A 22678-nucleotide genomic window follows, 5' to 3' on the forward strand; every position below is an offset into this window, starting at 1 on the left:
TACAGTTAAATATAACTAATTTGTAAGAATTATTTTTAAGTTTTCTTCTACTTCCTGCTGATCGCTCAGCGAACGCACATTCAACTTTACAATATAAATACCGGGCGTAAGCGTATGCATATTTTGATTGCCTAAGCTCCAGTCCAGAAGGTCAATTCTACTTGTACTGTTTTCGTATCGCTTCTCTAATTCCTTTACTTGTTTACCATTACTATCAAAAATCTGCAGTTTAATGATCAGATCATCCCCTGCTCTATTATGATCTAACACAAACAAAGTAGACTGACTGAATGGATTGGGATAATTGTAAAAGCTGCGCACAGATAATGCTTCTGCATCTGAGACATCAAATTCTACAGATGAAGTATTGCTATTATTATGTGTATCCCACGCCTGCAATGTTAATACATATTTTCCTTCTTCCAAATGTCCCAGTGGGTAGTTGATTATTCCTGACTCGTAGGTATCAACATCTGATTCATAAAAATCATTTAACACATAGTTAGCCATCAATGTACCGTCATTTTTGTACAAACCAGCTGTAATTTCCTGCCCTGTCTGTTGTTTGCTTAAATTGATTCCTTGCTCGTCCCATAATCGTGCCAGCAAGTGAGGCGTGCTACCGGAAATAGCACCACTGACAAAACTGCTGTCATCCAGATAAAGCGCTATTTGCGGGCCGGTATGATCTACAGTAATATTATCGCTACTACTACCTACAAAAAAATTATTACCCCCTCCAAATGCGTCAGTCACATTATTATTATCAGGTTTTGCATACAGGCTAATTCTTCCCAAATCAGTACGATAAATGATATTTTTTGGCACCACAAAATCAATTGTAAACCGTCCATTTCTGACGCTTGCACGGCCTCTGTGGATAACGTTATTGGTTTCTTTAAATTGCATTACCGTTCCTTCGTTACCCTTGGTATTTACTGAAAATGGCTTGTCATGTAAGACTAAGGTCAATTCTCCACCAAAATCATCAATCAACTCATTACTTTGCCTATCAGTAACCCGACCAAAAAACCGGACTTCAGAAAGGGCTTTAAGGGTATCAATTTTTTTTTCTTCTGAAAGTGAAATGGCGCTGTCTATCTCAATTTGATAAAAAGGGTAAGCCAGCCGCATGGAAGGATCTGCCAGCAAAGAAAAGTTGCGATTGTCTCTTCCATTGAGCGCATCGTTTTTGGTTTTTCTGAATACATCTCCCAGTCTGAGAAACTGCCCATCTTCCTGTTCAAACACATGCTGGTAAAAAGCCTGATTCAAGAGATAATTTGTATTGGAGAAAACAGGCCGGGCAGTAGTAACCAACCCAATCGCTCCTCCTTTCGGATTGAGCAGTAACTCTTCAGCACCGGAAACTCTTTTGGGATCGTCGTGACGACCAAACTCACAGGTAGCAGTCACAAAAAAAGGCAACTTATTTTGGTTTTCCCAACGGGAAATCATCCCCACATTGAGCACATTCTCTTCAGCCAAACGAAGCTCACTGCCATGCCCAACATAATTGAATATCAGTACACCATTTTTAATAACGTCTTCAACCGCTTGATTTACCTCCGGGGCTAACTCCTGGTTGGGATACCTCTCCTGCGCATAAGCATCCAGATAAATTTTCTGAGGATTGAAACCTGCATAGCGCTCATAAATAGCCTCAGTAAGTTGCTCGCTATCTTTTTGATAGCGGTCGTTATCACCATCGTCAGCCAGAAAGGCCAGGCGGGTTCGCCAGTCTCCTAAAGTATTTTCTCCACTCGCATAATTAATGAGTTTGTCAACTACAGCTTTGGCCTCATTGCTATTTTTAACCGGTAGCCTTCCTACTCCAATATCCATGGTATGATCTCCCCGATAACTCTCCTCCCATTCCCCTTCGTCGTTTTCCATAAAAGCATAATAATCATCTGATGGGTAGCTGTAGATGGGATGAATTGAATTTCGTGACTGATATGTCGGGACGAGATTGGTATTATTTTCCACCCTTTTTTTATAATCATAAGAGGCTTTTCCAAAGAGTAAAAGGTACTTTAATTTTCCTTCCTCCTGATCATAAAGTGCTTTAGCATAATTACGAATGGCTGATATATCTTGTCTGCCGGAAGAAAACCGATTATATACCTGGTCTGTAGTCGCTACTTTTACCACCATATTATCATGCTGTCTACGAAAGGCAGCCAGTCTTTCTGCTTCTGCTTGTAATGAAGCCGGTGTGATGATCAAAAGATCAGGTACTTCACCCTCAGTGAGCGCCTGATTTTCTACCAGTCCGATCCAGAGGGGTTGAGGCAAGTCCTCCGTATTAAAAATGACGAACTCTCTAAGTTGATCCTGCGTTGGGGCATCAAAACTCCAGCTACCCTCCTCATAGTTTGCCTGCACGCTTTCAGGAGATAATGGACTGGTTACATCCCAGATTTGAGCATTTGAGTTTGAGCTATTGATCAAAAAACGGCTATAGACTTTTTGCACACTGGCAATACTTCTAAAATGTAACTGCTCAGATTCGTATGATAACTTTCGGGGCACGCTGAGCAATAAGCTGTTCAAATGCGCATCGCCACCACTACCTTTATATCTCAGCCCCACAACCAGCTCGTTTTGAACAAATGATTCAGCAGAAACTTTCAACAAGCCTGAGTTTTCTTTTCCTTTATCGGTATAAGTTGCGTTGATGATGGCAGGAAGTTCCAAAGTGGAAACCGGCTGATTATTGACAGACACCTCAAAATTTGAGGGTGTAGTTGACCTCCCCAATGCACTCAGTTGTATTACTATTTCGCCCTTGTCACTGATATTGTCTAAATCAACAGCATAATTTTTTGTCTGGCCATTGCTAAACCTGTCTCCGTACCATTCCCGCCCGGACCCCGGTTGTAGCACATGAAATTCATCATTTTCATATGCCCAATAATCATCAAAAACACTGATAGTGGAATTAATAGCACTTTGTTCAACTTCGGGCTGGTTTTCTACGCTTACTCCTTTTCCTTCTGTAGTACTTAGAAAATAATAGGCCGTGTCAGCATACAGATTTTTTTCGTAGTGAAATCTGTAATTTCCATCTTCACCCGCTTCAAACTGGCATTGATCCGGACCCTGAGCATAAAAAATGAGATAATCGTCCTGATTAAACTCACCGTCCTCAGTTCCAGCTAAATAAATTGCGTTTTCCGGCAAGTCAGCATATCTTTTTTCTGCTAAATGCTGGGGAAGCATCCCACCTCCGTAGCCAAACACAGCCAGTTGAGAGGGGTCAATCTGGCTGATATCCACTCCCTTCTCTGAGAGTTGACGAGCAGTAATTTTATATATGCCTTTCTCAGTAACCGCAAATTTGTACCATTGCCCCTCAGACATGACTGACCGGGTCTCGCCAGACTGGGTCTCACCAGACTGGGCCTGGGCCAGCATCAAATTACTGGATAATAGCGCTATGGACAGCAAAAAACTGAATAGAAATGTATAAGGCTGAAGCATCAAAGCAATGCAGGATATATGTCAATGTTACGCAAAAATCAGCCCATTATTTTATCAGGTTCAGGCTTTCTCTACTTCAAATTCGTAATTCTCCATAATCACATTGGCAAGTAGCTTTTGGCAAGCCAGTTCTACTTTCTCAGAAGCTTCTTTTTCGTTTTCGGCATCAACTTCCATGGTGATGTGCTTTCCGATTCTTACATCATGAATTTGACTCAGCCCAAGATTACCAAGCCCCAGGCGTACTGCTTTCCCCTGCGGATCTAAGATTTCTTTTTTGGGCATAATATTGATCTTGGCAATGAAGTTCATATTCTCAAAAGATTAGATAATAATTGATGCCTGCAAAAATAACAATCAGGATGACTTACCGGGACTGCTGCGCAATGATTTTTTTAAAATAGAGAAAATGATGTACAAAATGATCACCAATGGTATGGCAATAGTATTCAGCACAATCACCAAAACCAGCGAGATCAGCATAAAGCTATATTTGAATTTATTTTTTTTCCATCCGAATCCATCAAACTTAAAAGCCATCAGTTCAATACTGGCCACCAAAAGGTAAGAGTCTACAATCACCAGGATGATGAGGAAAATGTAGTTGTTCATCAGTTGCTCTACAATAGGAATACTACTCAAAGGAAGAGCGCTGATCAATAAGGCACTGGCAGGCGTGGGCAAACCGATAAAGCTACTTTTCTGCCTGGTATCAATATTGAAAATAGCCAAACGAATAGCCGAAAATGCAGCGATGCTGAAAGCAATGTATGCCAGGTAACCATAATTCTCGGGGAGAATTTCTTCTAAGAGGGCATATAGTATGAAGGATGGCAATACACCGAAACTGACCATATCAGATAACGAGTCCAGTTCTCCTCCAATACTTGAATGTGCACTAAACGCTCGGGCACTCAAACCATCAAAAAAGTCAAAAATTGCTGCCAGCCATATCATATAGGCTCCACCGTGAAGATCGCCATCTGCTATGAGCACAATACCAATACAACCACTCAGAAGGTTACAGATCGTCAAAAAATTGGGAATATACCTTACCATAAATAGGTTTTATGAATTCTATAAGTGTCTTAAAAAAATTCCTGACTCTGCTTAGAGAGGATTTTTATTGTTTACAAATTTGTATATTATTTCACATAATTCCACTTAAGCGCGAATACAATCCATGAAATTTGACTTTTTCATTGTGGGTCAGGGTATTGCAGGCACTACTTTAGCATGGCATTTTTTTGAAAAAGGAATAAAGTTTAAAATCTTTAATCTTAGCAAAAAAGAGTCTTCATCTATGGCTGCGGCGGGTTTATACAATCCCGTCACCGGAAGAAAAATGGTAAAAACCTGGAATGCAGATCAGCTTTTTCCATACCTGGAAATTTTTTATAAAAATATTGAAAAAAAGACCCAGCAGAAATTCTTACATCCTAAGCCTATTTATCGTCCTTTTGTTTCTCTTGCAGAACAAAATGATTGGCTTGCTAAAGCTGACAATAAAGCATTTGCTCCTTACGTTCAAAAAGTAGCAACAACAAGCCTCTTTCCAAGAGAATTGAATGACCCCTATGGTGGTATTTTGCTCAAGCGAGCTGGCTATCTGGATATACCCAAGTATCTGGAAGCCAGTCAGGCTTTTTTCAGAAACCATAAGCTTTATCATGAAACTTTAATTGATTTGAAAGAACTCGGTATTGGTGAAAAGCATGTAGAGATTGAACAACAGCAAGCGCGCATGCTGATATTTTGCGATGGCCCTGACGCTACTTCTAATGCTCATTTCAGCTGGTTACCCTTTCAGCCTGTAAAAGGTGAAGTGCTGTATATTAAGCCAGAAAAGGTACAGGAAGTAGTGTTTAACCGAGGAATATTTATATTGCCGATTGGACGGGAGTGTAAAGTAGGCTCAACTTATGAGCATCATGATTTGAGCTATCATACTACCGAGAAAGCTCGTACTTATTTGGAGGATAAAATCCAAAAATTGTGTAAGTTTCGTTACGAAGTTATTTCCCAGAAAGCTGGTATAAGACCAGCTACAAAAGATAGAAAGCCCTTTATAGGAATTCACCCTGAACATAAACCATTGGGTATATTTAATGGTTTAGGGACAAAAGGAGTATCATTGGCCCCTTATTATGCCAAACAATTTACCTCTAGTCTGCTTCAGGAGGAATCTCTAGATCAAGAAGTAGATATTAATAGATTTTACCATCTGTATAATTCAGTATTGACCTAAATGAACAGATTTACATACATTCCTCTGATTTTCCTCTTGGTGGCAACTGCCTTTGGTGCACAGGCGCAAATCAATACAACTCAGTTTGGCCAAAACAGGGTACAATACAAAAATTTTAACTGGCGCTATTACAGCTCAGACAATTTTGATATTTACTTCTATGATGGAGGGCAGGATAATGCGCTCATCGCTGGTAAGTTTCTTGAAAAAGAGTTTGAACGCATCACCGATATCATAGGCTACGCACCCTATTCCAAAACCAAAATTTTTCTGTACAACTCCAATATGGATTTGCTACAAAGTAATGTAGGGGTTGGGGGTAATAAATACACTGTTGGTGGTCAGACCGATTTTATCAAATCTCAGGTAGAAATTGCTTATCCCGGCACCATGCTAGCTTTTAAAGATGAGTTGGTAAAACAAATTTCGGAGATGCTCATCAACGACATGATGTTTGGAGGTAGCCTCACAGATATGTTTCAGAGTGCGTATTTACTGAGTCTGCCCGAGTGGTTTATCCAGGGAGCGGCACGTTATATTGCTGAAGGATGGAGCATTGAAATGGATGACTTCATGCGGGAACAGTTCAGGGAAGACAATAGCCTTAAGCTGGGAAAGCTCACCGGTGATGATGCAGCACTGGCCGGCCAGTCTGTTTGGAACTATATTGCCGCCCGCTACGGCAGAAGTAGCATATCCAACATCCTTAACCTTACACGTATTATTCGTAACGAAGAAAGTAGCATTGTAAATACACTCGGTATACCTTACAAGCTCTTTATGCGTCAGTGGGCTTCTTATTACGCAGAGATGGCTACCCAGATCAGTGAATCTTATGTATACCCCGAAACTGAGCATAAGCTGAGAAATAAGAATCGTAAAAATCTGACATATAATCATGTAGCTTTTAGTCCGGACGGTACCTACCTCGCTTACTCAGAAAACTATAAGGGTAAGTACAAGGTAAAAGTATTGAACCTGAAAAACAGTAAGACTAAAACTGTTCATAGCTCCGGATACAAAGTCATCAATCAGGATATTGATACTGAAGTTCCTCTATTAAGTTGGAGTGATAACCAGACCCTTGGTATAGTAGGTTATGAAAAGGGTAAAAACTATATGTGGTTATACAATGTGGGGGCCAAAAGCAAAAGAAGAATCACGCTTACCCGCTTTAATCAGGTTAAATCACTGGATTTTAATGCCAATGGTAGACTGGCAGTGATGAGCGCTGACATAAACGGGCAAAACGATTTATACTTGTACAATCCTAACCGAAATACTTTCAGCAGGATTACTAATGATATTTATGATGATATCTATCCCCGGTTTGTTCCTGAAAGTGATAAAATTGTGTTTAGCAGCAATCGCCCTGAAGACTCATTGTATTATGTAAATCAGTCCGCCAGAGATATACAACTCAATACCGAGATAGACGATAACTTCAATATTTTTATCTACGAAGGAGATGAAACGGATTCACTCTTAAACAGGGTTACCAATACAGTCAGCAAAGATGTGAACCCAATCCCATTGGATGAAAACACCATTTATTACCTAAGTGATCAGCGAGGAATATATAATATCTACAAATACAATCTAAGCGATAGTCTCTTCAATCAGGTTACTAACTACGCACTTAGTGTTCAGGACTTTGACATTAACTTTTCGCAGGAAGCACTCTCTTTCATCATGCTTGATGATGAAGACGATTATGTATACCTGGACAAAGGTTTTGATTTGAATAAGAATATCTTCACTCCCAAAACTCAAAGACAGGAAGCCATTCAGGCAAGAGTTATATCTCAAAGATTAAGCGAGACGAAAAGGAAACTTAGAGAGCAGGGCATTTCTGACTCTTCTGCCATGGTTGCACCGCAAGTCCCTGTGAATCAGCAGGATAGTTTGATCGTAAATATACCTGACTCATTATCTTCAGGAGATTTGCCCAACACGCTTGCGCTCCCTATGCAGGATACTATTCCGCTTGATAGCAATATGGTAAATACTGAGAATTACACATTTGATACTGAGGAAGATGAAAATATTATTGATACTGATAATTATGTATTTGATAGCCCTGAGCCTAGTGAAGAAAGAGACATTTCAACCGATAACTTCCGCTTTGAAAATGATGAAGATTCTGGTATAGGCAACTCATTCTTAGCACGTTATCGTAAGCTACAGAAAGAAACCCGTATCAATGGCCCTTTCCCTTATGAGACCCGATTTAGCGCTGATAATATTGTTACTTCCCTCACTGTTGATCCTCTCAGGAGATTTGGGTTCAATATCAGAGTACAAATGAATGATATGCTGGAAAATCACCGCTTTTATGGAGGTTTAGTCCAGTATACTGATCTGCAAAGCGGTAATATCTATGCTGAATATGAATACCTGAAAAACAGAGTTGACTTCAAAGCCAGATACGAAAGGAACGGATACTTATTTAATTCTGGAGACCGAGATATTCAGAAATATACTATGAATATGTTTAAGGTAGGAGCTGCCCTTCCCTTCAACATCACTACCAGATTTGAGCTTAATCCTTTTTATACAAACACCTACTTCATTGACCTTTCTCAGGTGAATACCAATGTGGAAAGCACCTTTCATTACGGTGGTATCAATATGGGGCTTGTCTTTGATAATACTTTGGTTACCGGTCTTAAAAACTTTGAAGGTACGAGAGCAAAAATATTTTTCACCCATTACCAGGGGCTCAACGATCCTAATAAGACCTTTAGTAATATTGAAGTTGATGTAAGACATTATCAGAAGCTTTATCGTGATATTACATTTGCTACCAGAGTTTTTTACGGAAACTTCTTTGGTAACAATGCCCAAAAATACCTTTTGGGAGGTATGAGCAACTGGCTTTTCTTCAATACTGACCGACAGGAAGAAAATGATCCTCTGGCAATTGAAAGAAATGTAGACAACAGTAATATTCTCTTTACTCAGTTCACTGATCTCAGAGGCTTCAACTACAATAAGTTTAATGGTACTGACGTGCTCACATTCACCGCTGAACTTAGATTGCCAATTATCAGATTCTTTCACCGGGGTCCGATAGCCTCAAACTTTTTCCGCAATCTGGAGTTTGTTGGATTTTATGATATAGGTTCGTCGTGGACAGGTACCAGCCCCTTCAGTGAGAAAAACAGTTTGAATACTGAAGTGATTGAAGATGGGGGGCCGTTTAGGGCAGAGATCAGTAATTTCAAAAATCCCTGGCTAATGAGCTATGGGGCTGGAGTGAGAACTGTTCTACTTGGCTATTATTTAAAGTTTGATATGGCCTACCCTATTGAAGATGGTATTATAGGTGAGAAACCCAAGTTTTATCTCACATTAGGGTATGATTTTTGACCTATAACTTGAAACTTAATCAGGTTTCCACTAAATTTTTTTTCTATGAAACGAATTCTTTTAATCACTGCAGCATTAACCATCTTTGCATTCTCCAGCAGCTATGCACAACTGTTCACATTTGGCCCCAAAATAGGTATCAGTAGTTCCAAAATAAGTGTAGAAGATGCGGAAGATATAGCCTCAGGAGATGCAGCAGTCGGTTTTCATGCCGGAGCTTTTGCTCGCATTTCTATCCTTGGTTTCTACGTACAGCCTGAAGCCTTATTTACCTCAACCAAGGGTAATATAGTAATTGATGATAACATCAGTAGCACTGGTGAGTCTATACAGGAACTTACTTATAATAAGATAGATGTACCAGTAATGTTGGGGTTCAAAATTGGCCCTTTGCTAAGATTAAATGCAGGTCCGACTTTTAGCTTTATACTTGATCAGGACATCAGAAATGAGACAGGTGCCCAACTAGATAACGTTAGTCAAAACTATAATAATGCAAACGTTGGTTATCAGGTAGGTGTAGGTCTAGATATTTCTAAAATAGTAATTGACCTCAAATATGAAAATAACCTAAGCGCACTGGGCGAAAGTGTGTCATTTGCAGGAGAAACTTTTCCTACTGATATGCGAAATAGATTATTTCAACTTTCACTGGGATACAAGCTATTCTAATAAAGAAAGCAAAAAATTATTCTAAGGCCACCTCAAATGGTGGCTTTTTTTATGCTGATGTAACCAATCTTGCCTTAGGCACAAAAAATAAATATGCGAATGCAAACAATGCTAATATCGCACCCAGCCCGTAAGCAAAGATAAATCTGCTGGGATCGTTGGCGTAAATCCAGCCACTGAGTAATGCCCCAAGTCCAATACCTGCCTCCAGTGCAATATACATGGTAGCCATGCCTCTACCTCTGTGCTTGTCATGACTCAGGTCAATTGTCCAGGCAAATACAGTGGGTGTATTCATTCCAGCCGCAAAACCGAAAATAATAGCAGCTGTTAAAAACAATTCTACACTATCTGCCAGACTAAGCATTAACATGCCTACGAACAAGACAACCGTTGATACTTTTAAAACCAGGATTCTTCCAAACCTATCAGAGGCCTTGCCTGCGAAGAAGCGTACCGCTACGGAAGCGACTGTGAAAAATGTATAGAATAAGCCGCGGTTCCGAATGCCCAGTTCATCACTAAAATCGGGAGTGATAGTAAGTACTATACCGAATGAGAAAGTCGTCAACAGTAATACTATGCATGGTGCTATTACTCTGGGTTCAAATATCTCATCCCGTTTAAGCTTAAGAAAAGCCAACTGGAAATTCTGCTTATCTTCCAATGTCTCCTTCATACCTGCCAGAATAATTACTGATAAAATAGCGGATACTGAGGAAGCGTAAAACATCATATCCAATGAAAAATGATTGGCGACCAGGCTTCCCACTGCCGGACCACTGGCCATACCCAGGCTGCCGCAAAGCCCAAGTATGCCCATAGCTTCTCCCCGTCTACTAGCCGATACTACGTCTGCCACATAGGCTGAAGTACCGGTGGGTTTGAAGCCAGTAGAAAAACCGTGAAAAAACCTGAGTAACAGAAACAGAAATACACTAGAGGCGAACGGGTAAATAAATCCACAAATGAAACATACTACTGCCCCAAATATCATCACCGGGATACGACCGACCTTATCGGCCAGCTTACCACTAAAAGGACGAGACAGTCCGGCAGTAAGGGTGAATAAGGAAATGATCAAGCCTTTATACTCTCCCCCACCCAATGATTCCAGGTAAGCGGGGAGTTCCGGGATGATCATGTTGAAACTGGAAAAAAACAGAAAGGAACTTAAGCAGAGTAAACCAAACTGTAAATTGTAAATAGACTTAGAATCTGACATCTACTTTAGTTGATAATGGCCTGTGGTTTAAATAATAGTTTACGGTTACTTCAATAAAAGTTGTTAAAAATTTCAGCAAAAAAATAAATATAGATTAATAATAGAAGCAATATATAAGATCAATAATAATACATATCATCATTTAGTGAAATTTTCATAATACTACAACACCACTTCTCTATAAAATTTGAAAAATAGTTAATACCATAAACATATTATGATACGATCTGTTAAGTGAGAAATAATCATTTTTTAATCTTAAATAAGTTTTGACATGGAAAATATAAAAGATAAAAGAATCGCAATATTAGTAGCCAATGGTTTTGAAGAAGTAGAGCTAAGTAAACCTAAAGAGGCACTTGACCAAGCTGGAGCCATTACTAAAATTGTATCAATAGAGAAAGACAAAGTAAAAGCCTGGGACAAAACAGATTGGGGCAATGACTATCCGGTAGACCTTCATATAGATAGCGCAAACGCCAATGATTTTGATGCGATTGTGCTACCCGGTGGCCAGCTTAACCCTGATTTTTTGAGAGTAAATAAGAAAGCAGTTAATTTTGTGAAAGACTTTGCTCATCAAAATAAGCTAATTGCCGCCATTTGCCACGGTCCCTGGATGCTGGTTGAAGCAGACCTTGTCAAAGGTAAGCGTATTACTTCTTACCCTTCAATCCAGACTGACCTGAAAAATGCTGGTGCCAATTGGGTAGATGAAGAAGTAGTAGAAGATCAGGGTATTATCACTAGTAGGAAGCCTGATGATATCCCAGCTTTTAACAAAGCTATTATTGGCGCATTTGAACACGTGACAGCATAATTTAGATATAGAATAAAGACAAAACCCGGGTCAAAGCTCGGGTTTTGTTATTTGTAGACTACCAAATGATTACTGACTGTAATCGTTCTTTTCAAATCTTTGAATTTCATCCAGCAGGGTGAATGCCTCACCGATTTGCTTTCCTCCCGAACCACTGATCAGCTTTTTCATCCAGCTTTTGTTAACATTTTTAGGGCTAAGTTTTTTATACAGCCATATTGTCAAGGGTACCATTACCACCAGCGTAAAAATAATTTGACCAACCCACCATTGTTGATTCGCGACCAGGTACATATCCACATCAAAAAGTAACTCAAACCAAAACAATATATGAGCTATATATAACGGAATAATAAGGATACTGAGTCGTAAATATTTAATGATGCTTAATTTGATGGAAATAAGTTTTTTCTGTATTTCCATCACTGGAGCGGAGTAATCCATTTCATTGATCTTACTTAGCTGATCAGCAGCACTATAGGCAATCATAAAACTCCAGACCAAAAGAGTAGTACCCGCCGCCAAAAAGTGAAGCTCATCTGCGTGAACTGCAACAAAGTACATTAACAAAATAATTTGAAGGATACTAAAAGCAAGGGTGAAAGCATGCAAGAAAACTAAATTTCTCAATTTAGACTTCACCTTGTCCAGATTCGTTCTTCGCAATAAACTTAGGTTAAGCTTCCAGCTTTGTTCCAGTTTCTTGTCGTATGCACTCCATATACTTTTAATTTCGTCTAATTCCATGATACTATTTTTCTAGAGTTTCAAATTGTTTTCTAAGCTTCTGTTTGATTCTGTTGATCTTAGTGCCCACATTAGAGACCGAAATCTCCAGTATGCTGGCAATTTCTTCATGGCTGTTTTCATCCAGATAGAGTATCATCAAGGCCCGATTCAGCGGATCAAGTTGATTGATAAACTGCTCCAGTAACTTCAGATTCTCTTCATTATCCTGCCTATCTTCATGTGCGATGAGTATCAAACGCTCATCTAATGCATAACTTTTACCCTTTCTCCGGCTCTCTTTTCGGTAAAAAGATATCGCTACATTCAGGGCAATTCTATACATCCAGGTAGTGATCTTGTATTGCTCATCATATCTGTTAAAGCTTTTCCAAAGCTGTATGATTACCTCCTGCACCAGATCTTTTCTCTCTTCCGGATCATGGCAATAGGCATTGCAAACTTTAAAGATGATTTTCTGGTGCTGTTCCAGTACCTTAAGAAAGCTGTCCTTGTCTTTTTTCATAGCCGATGATCGTTTCGCAGATCACTGCTTTTAGGTGATTGATTATTTGTTCCACCCCTACCTTATCTTCTTACTCTATTATTCGCAGCTCGTATTCAAAAATCACAGAGCATAAATATTTTTTTTCAAAAACAGTGTATAAATGCATTTCTTAGCTGCCAAAGCCTTTTTTTTACACTGAATATCAGCAGAAAATATGTATCATTAAGTTTAGATGAATGTAAAATGATTGACAACCTAATTGTATTGAATTATGCTTAAACGCTATTTATTGACACTGCTCATTCTATTTCCCACCCTACTACTTGCTCAAAGTGGTAAAGTATTTGACAACCTCAGTATGCAAAGTGAAATTCTGGGTGGCGAACGTAAATATGCCCTCTACCTTCCCCCCGATTATGATTCTTCCGAACGCTCTTACCCGGTGCTTTATCTCCTACACGGTGGCGGTGATGATCAGACAGGATGGGTACAATTTGGTGAAGTGCTCCGTATTGCAGACAAAGCGATCAATGAAGGCACAGCAACACCTATGATTATCGTGATGCCTGACGCCGATACCGGGCAAAGAGGTTATTTCAATAATTTGCAGGGTGACTGGCGTTATGAAGATTTCTTCTTTGAGGAGTTTATGCCTTATGTAGAAAGTACTTACCGCATCAAGGGAGATAAGCGATATCGTGCGGTGGCCGGTCTTTCTATGGGCGGAGGCGGGTCCTTTATGTACGCTCTACACCATCCTGAACTCTTTTCATCTGCCTGTCCGCTCAGTGCCAGCACCGGCCCCCTGACAGTGGAAGATGTAGACCGCTATGCAGAAAGAATGGGGGCTACCAATGCAACTCAAGCTCAGAAGCAGCAATATTATGAAACGCACAGTGCCTTAGCCCTTGTGGAAAGCATGCCTGCCGAAGATATCAAATCGGTGCGCTGGTACATTGACTGCGGTGACAATGACTTTTTGTATGAAGGAAATTCATTGGTCCACATTGCCATGCGCAAGAAAGAGATTCCCCACGAATTCCGCATCAGGGATGGTGGGCATACCTGGACCTACTGGCGAGAAGCATTACCTACCGTACTCTCTTTTGTCTCAGATGCTTTTCACCAATACTAAACCTTTGAGCCTTGTTGTCAGATCAGCAAGGCTCACTCCTTTGTTTTTATCTCCATCAGTTTCTCAGGCTGCGCTATAGCCTTAAAGCCCACTTTTTCATATAAGCCATGCGCATCATCAGTACCAAGCCTCCAGATTTTGATATTTTGTAATCTTTCATCCTTCAAAATATGCTTCATGAGCTGTAAAGCCAGCCCCCGACCTCTGTATTCTGGTGCAATAACTACATCCAGCAGATACGCCATGAACACATAATCTGTTAGCAAACGTGCATACCCCAACTGTTTACCTCCTTCATATATACCAAAGTTTAGTGAGTTTTCTGCAATTGTTTTCACTTCTTCTAAACTCCTGTCTTTAGCCCATCGGGTCTGTTTCAGGCAGCGATGAATAAAAGGTAAATCCAGCCTCTCTACATCACTGCTTACAAATACATTTTCTTTCATCTTGGTTTTCAACAATGCTTTAGTGGTCTTCTGTTAAGTAAATTGGTTCGTGCAAAATGAATAAATATTGTAGCTTTTGCATATTTTATCTTAATATCCTTAGCTTGCAGCTAACCTTAAAGTGGATAAGAGGGAACATTAGTGTCTTAGAATAGGTTAATATAATGGCTCTGAAACGCCAGAGTCTTTTTTTTCATTTAAATCATACATTTATGGGAAGATCTCAGAACAGCTTCATGAAGAAACAACGCGAGAAGAAAAAGCAAAAGAAGAAAGAGGAAAAAATGCAGCGTAAGCAAGAGAGGCAGGAGAATTCAAGTGGAGGAGCTCTTGATGAGATGGTAGCCTATGTTGATGAATACGGAAATATTACTTCAACCCCTCCCGACGACGAAGATCTTTCTGCTTCACAAAGGAAAAATCCTAATAGCAAAGACCCTTTAAAAGAATAGTTTACTTAGCAGACTTACGATAATCTACGGGCTTCAATTGCCCTTCCTCGTCCCTGACGTGGGTTTCCATATTGGGAATGATGTCTGTGTTTTGCGCAGATGCCACAGACCATTGCTCACCTGAACGATGTAGTACAAATGTAAAAATATTGCGACGAACACCCGGATCAGATACTTTATCAGTGGGTGTTTGTCCGCTTAATCTCATCTTCGCCTGTACTACCGCGATACCCTCTGTCAAATATCTTACCTTGGTTTGAATTAATTTCAAAGCTGACTCATTAAAAATGGTTCGCAGACCATAGTCATGAGCCTTCTCAATATCCTTGCGATTATGCCACCACAGGCCGGTCACATTGATAAACTCAGCATCTTCATCAAATATAGACGCTAGTTTTACAGCATCACGCTGGTTCCAGGCTTCTACGAAAATTTGCGGAATACTCTCCGGACTATCGGCTTTGCTATATTGCATAGATGTGTATTGAAATACAACTAATCAACAAACAGTAGTTACCTACTTGTCATTACTCATCAATCATTATCCATTATTATTTACCAACGTTCTCCCACCACCGGCTGTTTGGATAAGTTTCTTTTTCCAGCAGTATAGCCTCCCCAATGATAGGCGTGGCAATGGCTACCTTCATTTCCTGAGCTTTGGCAATCGCCCTATCTACCGGGTCAGTCCAGCTATGCAGCGCTAAGGTAAACGCTCCCCAATGGATAGGCATCATCAATTCTGTCTTCACATCAATGGCAGCCTGAACCGTTTGCTCGGGTAACATATGGATAGCTTCCCAACGGGGATCATACTGTCCACACTCCAGCATGGCAAAGTCAAAGGGGCCAAAGCGGTTTCCTATCTCTTTGAAGTGCGGACCGTAACCACTGTCTCCACTGAAAAACAGCTTTTGGCTTGGGGACTGTATCACCCACGAACTCCAGAGGGTTTGGTCACGGTCCAGTATACCTCTGCCGGAAAAGTGCCGTGCTGGCGCACATACAAAAGTAAACTCATCATCTGTCACTTTATCCCACCAGTTGAGTTCATGTACTTTTTCAGCCTCTACACCCCAGGCCCTAAGGTGCGCTCCTACGCCCAGGGGTACATAGAAATTGTCTACTTTATCTTTTAGTTTAAGGATTGAGCCATAGTCCAGATGGTCGTAGTGATCGTGGGAGATGAGTACTGCATCCAGATGGGGCAGCTTTTCAATGGCAATGGGCAGCGCTCCGTAGCGCTTACTACCGATCATGGGTAGTGGTGAGGGCGACTCGCCCATCATAGGGTCTATGAAGATGTTTTTGCCTTCCAGTTCTAAAAGTATAGCCGAATGTCCAAACCAGGTAACCCGTGCCGGCTTATCGGGCTTAGGTACAATGTTTACAGAATCCAGGGATATCACCGGTAATTCTCCAGCAGGTTCGATATTAGGAGTGCCTTTGATATAGTCTAAGGTTAATCCTACATAATCCCCTGTTTTGATACCAAGCGTGGTAGGAATAAGGTTTATAAATTTGCCTCCCTCATAATGACCCGATTGCAAGTAACGTTCCTTAAGTTGTGCATCGGCTTTACCTCCAAATACAGGGTTGAGGTATAAAAACAGCACACCACTAACCACCAGCAAAAAGATGCTGCCTAATACAATCCAAGCAATCATTTTTATCATCTTAATGAGAATACGCATACTATTTACAATATGACGCTCCCATAAGTGCTCAGGGATCTATAAGCTTAGGGCGTCTGAAATAGTATGTCGCAGCTAAGTCTGCGGATATTGTATGGGGCAACTATAATATTGAAAAGTAAAGGATATGATTAAATGAATGACGCTATCAAAGTATGCCTAGCTTACTTTACAATTACATAGCCAAAACTTAAAGACAAGGCAGGCTGTCCCGCTACTCCATCTTCTTCAATGGCTAAGCCATAACCTACTGCAAAATCAAATTTGAAGCGATTACCTATGCTTCTCCGAATACCCCATTCGGGAATAAATGTAGCACGGGTGATGATCTCTCTGCCATTGTTACGGTCATTCGTAATTTCTATCAATTTTGGAAAGAAAGTAGTGGCAATGGTTAGATAATTGGCACTGTTATTCATTGTCCTTTTACCTTTGCTAACCCGCTTATTGAAATTGTAGTAGAACCTCGGCTCTACGCTAATGGATGGGACAAATAAATAGTTAAACTCTCCTCCTCCCCCATATAAACCGCCATCAAAACCTAAGTTAGCGTTGAGGGTAAACTGTTCACCTATCTGTCTTTCGTGATTGATCCAGGCACCCAGGAAGCCAACATCTACCGAAGTCAGGTGCTTTTCAAGTGACTCAGTACTGCTTTGCGCAAACAGTATTTGAGAAAATAACAAAGTAAAGGTCAGAATACTTAATCTTTTCATGTAGGGAGCAATAGGTATTGATATTATATGATTTATTAGTTAGCAATATAGATTTATTTGTGCATTTCACATAATTTATTTACATTTTTCACAACCACCCTCCTACTCCACACAAAAGAAATTGCCTGCTTCATACTTCAGGTCATCCGATAGTGAGGGTGATGTCCTAATTTTTACCTTTTCAGTCAGCTCACTTTCCCATTATCTTTCTCATAATACAAGCTGCTATATCCTATAATACACTGATAGCTAAGACTTTATCCAGACCATTTGGAAGGTCAAACGAGCACTTATCACAGATTTCATTACACTCATTGCTTTGCGTATCTTTTTCACTGTTTTAGTCAGACACCATTAATATCAATGTGCTTAATAAGATATTAAACAGCTAGTATTGACCTCAAAACTACAAACATTACTGCGTGAATCTCACAGATATATTCTTCTCTTTGCTTAATATTTTATCTATACTGAGGGTTACGCTTAAGTAAATCTTACAGGCAGGCATCTATAGGCCTATCAAATTGTCTCTAAAATTGCAAGGGTGAGTCTATAGTAAAATTATGTTCCACCCTTATCCCAATTTGTATGGTGAAATACAGTTTGTTTGATAATCCCGTTACCCCGGACCCGGATGATTGCAAGGCAATTGTGCAGGATGCCGAAAAGATAGGGATTGACGATTTGATTGATGATGTTACCACCGAAGGTTCTATACTGAAGAGAACCGAGTGTGTAGCAGTAGTTCATGCCATCTTTATGGCATTAGGAAAACAGCTGAAGCAGGGCAAAGGCTTTACTTCGGATTACCTGGTACTGAGTCATAGCATTAAAGGTGTGTTTGACAACCAGGAGGATAGCTTTGACCCTAAGCGTCACCAGATATGTGTGAATGTACGTTTGGGTAGCGCACTGCGTCAGATGAGCGAAGGTGTAGAAGTATTGAAGGTGAAGAGTACTGTGCCGGTTCCGGTACTGGACAAGGTGTATGACCACTGGACACAGACAGAGAACGATCAGCTTACCCCTCGCAGTTCGGTAGACCTCTACGGTGAAAACCTGAAGATCGGAGATATGAATAATCCCGAGCAGGGCATATTCCTGATTGACAGCAAGGGTGAGGAAGTAAAAGTTGACCGCATTACGCTCAACCAGCCCAAGAAGCTGGTATTCAGTGTACCGGAAACCCTTAAGAAAGGCAACTACAGCCTGGAAATCCGTACTATCTTCCGTAAGACAAAGAATGTGCGTAACGGTAGATTGAATGAGGTGTTGGTAGTCGCATAATTAATCCTGACAAGTCGTTGGTTTATTCCTGAAATAAATTCAGGATAGATCCTATAGTTTACAGCCCTGCCATGATGGTGGGGCTTTTTTATTTGGATTGCTTCTATTTTCCAGGGACCCTGGAATAGTAAGGTCTGGGTCATTGGTATAGCCAAGCTTGGGCAGCTGATGTAGGTATAGCAGGCATATAGCCTTTAGAATCCCTGATCAACACAACCCACAAAACTAACTTGTACTAATCTCTGGAGTGCGTTTGTAACGCTTTACAAACGCGCTCCAGGATTGGCTGGAAGCTGGAGAATAGCCATTTATAATGAATCATCCCTAGTTTGATTGATCCAATGCCTATCCCTGCATATCACCGGAGTTTTGTCCAGGTGTAGGTCTCTCCCTGAGTACCACTTAGCCCAGTGATGGTTCCTTCATTATCCCTCAAAAATGTGATTGCTATATCAGCTTTGACTGATTTGAAGTGATCACCCTCTACCTTTACGATTTCTACTCCTGTGCCAGGGGCCTGCGGAAAGTCCAGTATCATCAGGTCCTCTACCAGCTTTATTTCTATCAGTTTTGCCTCTCCACCCTGTAACTGGTAAGTGCCCAGGTATTCTTTTTGGGCTTCATAATTCAGAGCAGACCTACCCAAAATACTGATCGGTTCGCCCATCACTATGCTGGCCAGATAATTGGCTACTTCTTCGGTTCTTTCATAAACTTTATTTGCCAGCACGCAAACGTATATATCTTCCTCAGGGATATACAGCCCGCTACTGGTAAAGCCATGTATCAATCCGCCATGTTCTATTATCTTTCTCCCCAGTAGCTCTTTAATGAAAAATCCATATCCGTAACCCGTACCCGCTCCATTCAGCGTAGTCTTTTCAGTGGTCAGTTGCCTGACAATATCCTCTGATAGGAGGCTTTTATCTTTCAAAGCTTCGTTCCAGAGGAAGAGATCATCTACTGTTGATACGATTCCTCCCGCGGCATATACGATTGAACCCACGATCTCAGGAGAAGGCTCCAGGGCTCCTTCATTAGTCCTGTACCCTTCCGCGATACGTTTTTTCTTAAAGTCATCCTTATACCATAAACTTGTGGAGTTCATGCCCAGAGGCATGAACAGGTTATTGTCAAAATACTCTTCCAGGGATAGACCGGATGCTTTCTCAATCACTACGCCCAGGAGAGGATAATTGGAATTACTGTACTGAAACTGCGTGCCCGGCTGAAACAATAGCGGTTTATCGGCATAATACGCTATCAATTGCTGAGGCGTATGCTCCTGAGAAAGCAGCTCTAATTCACTTTCATCCACATCAAAAAACTCAGGGATACCGGAGGTCTGGGATAGTAAATGCGCTATGGTGATCTCATATTCCTTCTTACGATAGTATTCCACATACTTTTGAATCTTGTCATCCAGGGACACTTTATTTTGCTCCACCAGTTGCAGCACCGCGGCAGAGGTAAACTGCTTGGTCATTGAGCCTAGCTGAAAGATCATGTCTGTCTGAAGCGGCTTCTTTTTCCTGAGGTTAGCCAGTCCAAAAGCTTTCCTGTAAATAATTTCTCCATCTTTGGCAATCAGCACCACCGCTCCCGGTTGGTTCTCAGGATATTCTTCATGCAGGAAGGCGTCAATGATTTGAAATTCTTCCTGATAGGTTTGAGCCGTAGCCTTCCAGGCGACTATGTATGTGCTGAAAATGAGTAAATGTAATAATGCTTTCATCTTTTCTTGTTGGTAAAACTAAATTATCGCCTGGCTAAGTTTCTGACATGAGCAGGTTTAATAAGAGGTAATCATTGATCTCTGACATCATGCTTTAAGTAGCGTTGATCTATTTTCTCTTCACATGCCGGACAAAAATCTATAGTGGTTTTGGCAAAATGAAAGCCGTTCCGCATCAAACAGGTTTCACTTACTTCGCAATGTTCTAAATCTAAAACATGCGCAATTTCATGTTTGACCACCTTGGATAAGTTCACCGTAAACTCATCCCTATTAGCGGACTCCTGTTTAAGTTTATGGGTAGAAATAGTAGCTACGCTTGCATCAGAATCTGCCAGCCCCCTTATGGTCATGCCGGGCCGGTACTGCTTACCAATCGTCAGGGCACTGTCGGTGATGCCGATGATCAAATCATACTTAGCATCTCCCAGGCTTAGCAGTTCAGTATTTGTAGCATGTGCATTGATCACCATCATGGACATTTGTTGATCACCATAGTTTTTTCTAGTAAGTAGCGCAGTGTCTAAAGCTATTGTTTCAGAGGGTATATGAACATCAGCATTGTAATAAGCTATCACTGCTTCTTCTGCGATTTGTAAGTGCGAGAGTTCCACTTCACCAATAGGAATCAGGGCCATTTGCAGTTCCTGCGCTTCCGCCTTAGTAATGAAGAAGCTTAAGAGAAAAGGAATGAATATTGGGTAGCCCATCTTTGTCAAAGGCATAGAAGCTTGCAAGCCAGTCAGGATGCGGTATATATGTTGTGAACAACAATATACAGAATCCGTGAGATATACACATGATAAGCAGGAAAGTTATCACTGGCAGGGCTTTTCATTCTTGCTATTGGTAGGTTAGAGATTGCAATGACTTTTGCCGAGACATCAGATCAGAGCCAAACCTACTTAGGCAATAAAGTTAACTATTCAATACTGATGCCTATCTTATCCTGGGTGTCATATTTCTGGGGCTTGCCTAGCGAAACCATCCAACGATCATAAGAAGCCTTTGCCAGCCATTGCACCTGGTACACATCCTTAAGAGACTCAGCAGATGCAGCCTGGCTGGCTAGTTCGTAGGCAATCTCATAATCCTTACTTTCCTCACCATGATGGAAGACAAAAGCAGCATGAAATTTATCCATTGGCTCCTCAATCTGTCTGTTTGTATACAATTCTTTTACCTGTCTCAGCCTTAGGCTATCTCTATTGGCCAACTTTTCTCTGAACAGCCCGAGGTAGGCCTTCAGATTTTTCCTATCTCCCTGATCGGTTTGATAGGCATAGGACAAGTTCTCACTTACATCATCGGTATTGATGACGGCAGGGACCATCGGACGAAAAAGACCTATAACGATTCCGGCAATACAAATCACTATGATCTGAAGCGGTAATTTTAGCCATAAGGAGTTCAAGCTACCACTCAGTAGTTTTATTATCCCAGCAATAATCAATACCACTAAGCTTAAGGCGATGCACAGCACAAGTAGAAAGCTGAACAGGCTATAATGGTATGCCAGTAAGCTGATAGCGATCAAAAAGAGTAATGGGAAAAGGTATTTTTTCATAGCAAAAAAATGTTAGGCGTTTCAGCTATACCCATAAAAAAGTATCCGATAGCTTAGCCTGATAGCATGATCAAAGAATTAAACAAAAGAGAAGGTGGCAAATGTAAAAAGCTACAAATGATTTACCAATAATGTTTGCTTTAACTTAGGACGAAGTAGCTGACAATACTGCTTACACGTGCTGGTCAATCAGAATGGCATTGCCGTCGGGATCAAAGAAGGTGATACTTGCTGGGCCGGATGAGTTTTCATCTGCCTCACGTTCCAGCTTCACCCCTTCTGCCTTCAGGGCTTTCTGAATCTCTCTTACATCATCATAGTCTTCCAGCTTAGCGGCATTTTGGTCCCAGCCCGGATTGAAAGTGAGTATGTTTTGCTCAAACATCCCCTGAAAGAGTCCGATGAGCGTGTCTTCATTCTTCATGATGAGGTAGTGCTTCTCTTCATCACCGGCAAAAACTTTGAAGCCGAGCTTTTCATAAAAAGTCCTGGAAGCTTTGATATCCCTGACACTCAGGCTTACAGAAAAAGCGCCTAATTTCATAGTGATGCTGCTTTGAGGGTTATATTGAGGCACGGGCTGATATAA

The 22678-nt window shown here is 40.8% G+C and carries 21 protein-coding genes; 7 read left to right on the plus strand and 14 right to left on the minus strand.

The genetic code is table 11. The features are described from left to right. Positions 1-15: 15 nt before the first annotated feature. The 3 genes from porU to pssA are packed head-to-tail and all read right to left on the minus strand — an operon-like array spanning position 16 to position 4545. Positions 16-3486 (minus strand): type IX secretion system sortase PorU, encoded by a 3471-nt coding sequence (porU, locus tag WJR50_RS26475; protein ID WP_341296328.1) that lies wholly within the window; start codon positions 3484-3486, stop codon positions 16-18. 60 nt (positions 3487-3546) lie between these two features. Then, the gene (gene purS / locus WJR50_RS26480; RefSeq protein WP_341296329.1) at positions 3547-3798 is read right to left on the minus strand and encodes a phosphoribosylformylglycinamidine synthase subunit PurS; all 252 of its coding nucleotides are present in this window, start codon (positions 3796-3798) and stop codon (positions 3547-3549) included. Between the two features lie 45 nt (positions 3799-3843). Continuing rightward, positions 3844-4545: a CDP-diacylglycerol--serine O-phosphatidyltransferase gene (gene pssA, locus WJR50_RS26485; RefSeq protein ID WP_341296330.1), complete on the minus strand. Its 702-nt coding sequence runs from the start codon at positions 4543-4545 to the stop codon at positions 3844-3846. A 124-nt stretch (positions 4546-4669) separates the two neighbouring features. Between pssA and WJR50_RS26490 the strand changes: the two genes are divergently transcribed. The 3 genes from WJR50_RS26490 to WJR50_RS26500 are packed head-to-tail and all read left to right on the plus strand — an operon-like array spanning position 4670 to position 9778. Continuing rightward, positions 4670-5734 carry an NAD(P)/FAD-dependent oxidoreductase gene (locus WJR50_RS26490; protein ID WP_341296331.1) on the plus strand — a complete coding sequence of 355 codons (1065 nt, stop codon included), beginning with the start codon at positions 4670-4672 and terminating at the stop codon, positions 5732-5734. After that, complete coding sequence (locus tag WJR50_RS26495) at positions 5735-9106, plus strand: translocation protein TolB (RefSeq protein ID WP_341296332.1); 3372 nt, start codon at positions 5735-5737, stop codon at positions 9104-9106. A 45-nt stretch (positions 9107-9151) separates the two neighbouring features. After that, positions 9152-9778, plus strand: coding sequence for a porin family protein (locus WJR50_RS26500; protein ID WP_341296333.1), 627 nt, complete (start codon positions 9152-9154; stop codon positions 9776-9778). Between the two features lie 49 nt (positions 9779-9827). Here WJR50_RS26500 and WJR50_RS26505 read toward each other — a convergent pair whose 3' ends face one another. Continuing rightward, a complete protein-coding gene (locus WJR50_RS26505; protein WP_341296334.1) occupies positions 9828-11003 on the minus strand; it encodes an MFS transporter in 1176 nt (391 codons plus the stop codon). A 274-nt stretch (positions 11004-11277) separates the two neighbouring features. Here WJR50_RS26505 and WJR50_RS26510 point away from each other — a divergent pair, with 274 nt between their 5' ends. Further along, the gene (locus WJR50_RS26510; RefSeq protein WP_341296335.1) at positions 11278-11823 is read left to right on the plus strand and encodes a type 1 glutamine amidotransferase domain-containing protein; all 546 of its coding nucleotides are present in this window, start codon (positions 11278-11280) and stop codon (positions 11821-11823) included. Positions 11824-11892: 69 nt separating this feature from the next. Here the strand turns inward: WJR50_RS26510 and WJR50_RS26515 are convergent, their stop codons facing one another. Together WJR50_RS26515 and WJR50_RS26520 are read right to left on the minus strand one after the other, a co-directional pair. Continuing rightward, positions 11893-12570 (minus strand): hypothetical protein, encoded by a 678-nt coding sequence (locus WJR50_RS26515; protein ID WP_341296336.1) that lies wholly within the window; start codon positions 12568-12570, stop codon positions 11893-11895. Positions 12571-12574: 4 nt separating this feature from the next. Further along, positions 12575-13075, minus strand: coding sequence for an RNA polymerase sigma factor (locus tag WJR50_RS26520; RefSeq protein ID WP_341296337.1), 501 nt, complete (start codon positions 13073-13075; stop codon positions 12575-12577). A gap of 253 nt (positions 13076-13328) precedes the next feature. On the opposite strand from WJR50_RS26520, the gene WJR50_RS26525 reads away from it, so the two are divergent. Next, a complete protein-coding gene (locus WJR50_RS26525; protein ID WP_341296338.1) occupies positions 13329-14192 on the plus strand; it encodes an alpha/beta hydrolase in 864 nt (287 codons plus the stop codon). A 32-nt stretch (positions 14193-14224) separates the two neighbouring features. On the opposite strand, the gene WJR50_RS26530 is transcribed toward WJR50_RS26525, so the two are convergent. Continuing rightward, a complete protein-coding gene (locus WJR50_RS26530) occupies positions 14225-14638 on the minus strand; it encodes a GNAT family N-acetyltransferase (RefSeq protein WP_341296339.1) in 414 nt (137 codons plus the stop codon). A gap of 212 nt (positions 14639-14850) precedes the next feature. On the opposite strand from WJR50_RS26530, the gene WJR50_RS26535 reads away from it, so the two are divergent. Continuing rightward, positions 14851-15090 (plus strand): cold-shock protein, encoded by a 240-nt coding sequence (locus WJR50_RS26535; protein ID WP_341296340.1) that lies wholly within the window; start codon positions 14851-14853, stop codon positions 15088-15090. Between the two features lies 1 nt (position 15091). On the opposite strand, the gene WJR50_RS26540 is transcribed toward WJR50_RS26535, so the two are convergent. The 3 genes from WJR50_RS26540 to WJR50_RS26550 form a co-directional block, all read right to left on the minus strand. Continuing rightward, a complete protein-coding gene (locus WJR50_RS26540) occupies positions 15092-15565 on the minus strand; it encodes an SgcJ/EcaC family oxidoreductase (protein WP_341296341.1) in 474 nt (157 codons plus the stop codon). A gap of 76 nt (positions 15566-15641) precedes the next feature. Then, entirely contained in the window at positions 15642-16757 is a 1116-nt protein-coding gene (locus WJR50_RS26545; protein WP_341296342.1) for an MBL fold metallo-hydrolase, read from the minus strand. A gap of 191 nt (positions 16758-16948) precedes the next feature. Further along, the gene (locus tag WJR50_RS26550; RefSeq protein WP_341296343.1) at positions 16949-17500 is read right to left on the minus strand and encodes a hypothetical protein; all 552 of its coding nucleotides are present in this window, start codon (positions 17498-17500) and stop codon (positions 16949-16951) included. Positions 17501-18088: 588 nt separating this feature from the next. Here WJR50_RS26550 and WJR50_RS26555 point away from each other — a divergent pair. Then, on the plus strand, positions 18089-18787 hold the full coding sequence (locus tag WJR50_RS26555; protein WP_341296344.1) for a DNA-binding domain-containing protein: 699 nt from the start codon (positions 18089-18091) through the stop codon (positions 18785-18787). 358 nt (positions 18788-19145) lie between these two features. Here the strand turns inward: WJR50_RS26555 and WJR50_RS26560 are convergent, their stop codons facing one another. From WJR50_RS26560 to WJR50_RS26575, 4 genes are all read right to left on the minus strand, one after another. Then, a complete protein-coding gene (locus tag WJR50_RS26560) occupies positions 19146-20522 on the minus strand; it encodes a serine hydrolase domain-containing protein (protein WP_341296345.1) in 1377 nt (458 codons plus the stop codon). 71 nt (positions 20523-20593) lie between these two features. Continuing rightward, entirely contained in the window at positions 20594-21232 is a 639-nt protein-coding gene (locus WJR50_RS26565) for a hypothetical protein (protein WP_341296346.1), read from the minus strand. Between the two features lie 212 nt (positions 21233-21444). Beyond that, on the minus strand, positions 21445-22089 hold the full coding sequence (locus WJR50_RS26570; protein WP_341296347.1) for a hypothetical protein: 645 nt from the start codon (positions 22087-22089) through the stop codon (positions 21445-21447). Positions 22090-22261: 172 nt separating this feature from the next. After that, positions 22262-22633, minus strand: a complete 372-nt coding sequence (locus WJR50_RS26575; protein WP_341296348.1) for a VOC family protein — start codon at positions 22631-22633, stop codon at positions 22262-22264. Between the last annotated feature and the right edge of the window lie 45 nt (positions 22634-22678).

This window comes from Catalinimonas locisalis (assembly GCF_038039535.1).
Lineage (GTDB): Bacteria > Bacteroidota > Bacteroidia > Cytophagales > Cyclobacteriaceae > Catalinimonas.